The following is a 3,010-nucleotide window of genomic DNA, read 5'->3' as shown; positions in this document are numbered from 1 at the left end:
TCGCGAGGCGGGCGGGTTCTGCGCCTTCGGGATCACCGCAGCGGCGCAGGAACTCGCCTTCTTCCTTCGGCTCGCCGCCCGCGGAGGACGCTGCGTCGCGCTCCCCTCGATCCCGGTGGTCGCACCCGAGCCGGCCGAGCGCGGCGCGCCATGGCGCAACGCCGCCCGGCTGGCGGATGCGCTCGCGCTCCAGCGTCTGATCCCCGGACCAGTCACGGAGGCCGCCTGATGCGCGTGCTGATCGTCTCGCACGGTCATCCGGCGTTCTCGATCGGCGGCGCCGAGGTCGCCTCGCACGCGCTGTTCCGCGGCCTCCAGGCCCAGTCGGGGGTCGAGGCGTTCTACCTCGCCCGCGCTGCCTCGCCGCTGCGCCGGCACGAGGCGACTCCACTGATGAGCCTGCGCCAGGGCCCGAACGAGGTGTTCGCGCATCTTGACGCCTACGACCATCGCTGGATCTCGTCGCGCGCGCTCGACGAGCTCGACGGCCCGATCGCCGAGTGGCTGCGTGAGCTCGCACCTGATGTCGTGCATCTGCACCACCTGATCGGCTTCGGCGCGGAGTTCCTGGCGCTCATCCGGCGCGTGCTGCCGAAATCGGCCATCGTGGTGACGTTCCACGAATACCTCTCGATCTGCCTCAATCACGGCCAGATGGTGAAGACCGACCGCAACCGGTTGTGCCTGCGTGCCAATCCCGTCGACTGCGCGGTGTGCTATCCCGACTGGAACGTCGATGCGGTGTGGCGGCGCGAGTGGTTCCTGAAGGACCATCTCCAGCTTGCCGACCGCTTCGTCTCACCCTCGCGCTTTCTGGTCGACCGTTACGTCGCCTGGGGCCTGCCCGAGACCCGCTTCAGCGTGATCGAGAACGGGCTTGCCGACACCCCAGCGGTCCCGCCGCGGCCGTTGCCGAAGGGCGGCCGGCGCGCACGCTTCGGCTTCTTCGGCCAGGTGACGGAGTTCAAGGGACTGCACGTACTCCTCGACGCGATCACGCGCGTACCGGACACGGTCTGGGGCGAGGACGCATCGCTCGCGGTGTTCGGCGGCAATCTCGAGAGCCAGCCCGAGGCGTTCCGCACCCGGTTCGAGGCGCTGATGGCGCGGGCGGGACGGCGCGCACGCTTCTATGGCGCATACCGCTCCGACGAGCTGCCCCGGCTGATGGCGCAGATCGACTGGGTGGTCATGCCGTCGATCTGGTGGGAGAACAGTCCCGTTGTGATCCAGGAGGCGTTCCACCATCGCCGCCCCGTGATCTGCAGCGACATCGGCGGCATGGCCGAGAAGGTCCGTCACGGCGTCGACGGGCTGCATTTCCGCGTCGGCAGCGCTGAGGATCTCGCGGACCGGCTGACCGAGGCGATGAGCGACGCTGCACTCTGGAAAACGCTCTCGGCGGGATGCCCGGAACCGCTCACGGCCGGAGCCTGCGCATCCGCGCACGTCGCGCTGTACGCCGAGACGATGGCCGAGCGTGGCCATCTGCCGGCGGCGTCGGTCGCGTCGGCCGAGGGCATTTCGTCGACACAGCAGGATCAGCCTGGGCCGCCCGCGCGCGCGCGCCAGGGACGTACGGCAAGAACCGCGCGGACCGGCATCGGAGCAGGGAGACCAGCATGAAGCGCGTCCTGGTGATGAGCCCGTCGGGCGAGGTCTACGACCACGACAACGTCCGCTGGTACAAGCACACCGACATCCAGCGGAGCATCAACCACTACCACAATATCGGCGACGCCTTCGTGTTCGACAGTTCGCTCAAGCTGCTGCAGTTCTCGACGCTGCGCGATCTCAACATCCGTGCGCCGACCGATGCGGACATCGACCGCTACAACGCCGAGTTCGACTATGCCTTCCTGCGCGGCTCGAACTACATCCACCCGAAGATCCGCTGGGAGCAGGCGGCCCATGTGCTGTCGCGGCTGAAGATCCCGGTGATCGCGTTCGGGATCGGCGCGCAGGCACCGGTGAAGGGCAAGCTTGAGCTCTCCGACGAGACCAAGCGCGTGCTCTCGCTGATCGCCGACCGCTCGGTTTCGCTGGGCGTGCGCGGCACCTACACGGCCGATGTGCTCTGGCAGCTCGGCATCCGCAACACCCGGATCATCGGCTGCCCGACCGTGTTCCGGGGCAACGACCCGATGCTCCGGATCGACCTCCCACCGCTCGATCAGGTCAAGACCGCGGTGTTCACCCTACGGCGCGAGGTCGGTGCGGACTACGCCAAGGATGTGCGGCACTATCTCGACCTCCAGCGCAACACGATCCTCGATCTGGCGCAGCGGTTTGATCTGCACGTGATGGCGCAAGGCGAGGTCGAGGAGAAGAAGGTGCTCTGGGGCACGCCGGCGCAGCGCGAGGAGGCGATCGCGCATCTGCGCAAGCATGGCTGGCTGAAGGGCCAGGGCGACCCGATGGAGGCGCTCTACGCGAGCCGGCTCTACTACTCGGACGTGGTCGCCGAGATCGAGCGGTTCGTCGCCGCGCGCGACCTCGTGCTCGGCTATCGCCTGCACGGCAACCTGATGGCGCTCGCCAACCGCGTGCCCTCGGTCTACTTCACCTATGACAGCCGCACCGTGGAGTTCGCCGAGACCCTCTCGATCCCGTCCTTCGACGTGTTCGGCGACAAGCCGTTCCGCCTCGAGGACTACTGGGACCAGTCCCTGTTCGAGCGCTTCAACCGCGCCTACTACCAGCGCTGGCGCGAGATGCGGTTGTTCCTGGACGAGAACGGCGTGGCGCACAAGATGGTGGACGAGACCGTGTCGTTGCCCAAGCGGATGGTCGCATGAGCGCTGCCGCGGCCGAGCTCGAACGCGCTTCCGTCCTCGGCTTCGTCGAGGCGCGCACCGCCGACCGCATCCTGGGCTGGGCCTGGGATGCCGCCGAGCCCGATGCGCGGGTCACGGTCGCGCTGATGGACGGCGAGACCGTACTTGCCGAGGCGCGCGCCGACCGCCCGCGCGAGGACCTTGCACGAAGCGGCGTGGGCGACGGCGCGCAC

The 3,010-nt window shown here is 68.4% G+C and carries 4 protein-coding genes; all 4 read left to right on the top strand.

Translation table 11 applies throughout. The annotated features are described in order from the left end of the window. Positions 1-229: hypothetical protein (locus tag ACTIFU_RS23305; RefSeq protein ID WP_439580716.1), on the top strand; the 229-nt coding region annotated here is incomplete at its 5' end. Continuing rightward, on the top strand, positions 229-1,626 hold the full coding sequence (locus tag ACTIFU_RS23300) for a glycosyltransferase family 4 protein (RefSeq protein WP_439580715.1): 1,398 nt from the start codon (positions 229-231) through the stop codon (positions 1,624-1,626). The genes ACTIFU_RS23305 and ACTIFU_RS23300, both read left to right, overlap by 1 nt. Beyond that, positions 1,623-2,798: a polysaccharide pyruvyl transferase family protein gene (locus tag ACTIFU_RS23295; RefSeq protein WP_439580714.1), complete on the top strand. Its 1,176-nt coding sequence runs from the start codon at positions 1,623-1,625 to the stop codon at positions 2,796-2,798. Before ACTIFU_RS23300 ends, ACTIFU_RS23295 begins: the two co-directional genes overlap by 4 nt. Further along, positions 2,795-3,010 (top strand): hypothetical protein (locus tag ACTIFU_RS23290; RefSeq protein ID WP_439580713.1); only part of this gene is annotated, 216 nt, incomplete at its 3' end. The genes ACTIFU_RS23295 and ACTIFU_RS23290, both read left to right, overlap by 4 nt.

Origin of the sequence: Elioraea sp. (genome assembly GCF_051860475.1) — a bacterium.
In the GTDB taxonomy this organism is placed as follows: Bacteria; Pseudomonadota; Alphaproteobacteria; order Acetobacterales; family Acetobacteraceae; genus Elioraea.
Note: the sequence above shows the minus strand (reverse complement) of the source record. Positions and strands in the feature narration are given on the sequence as shown.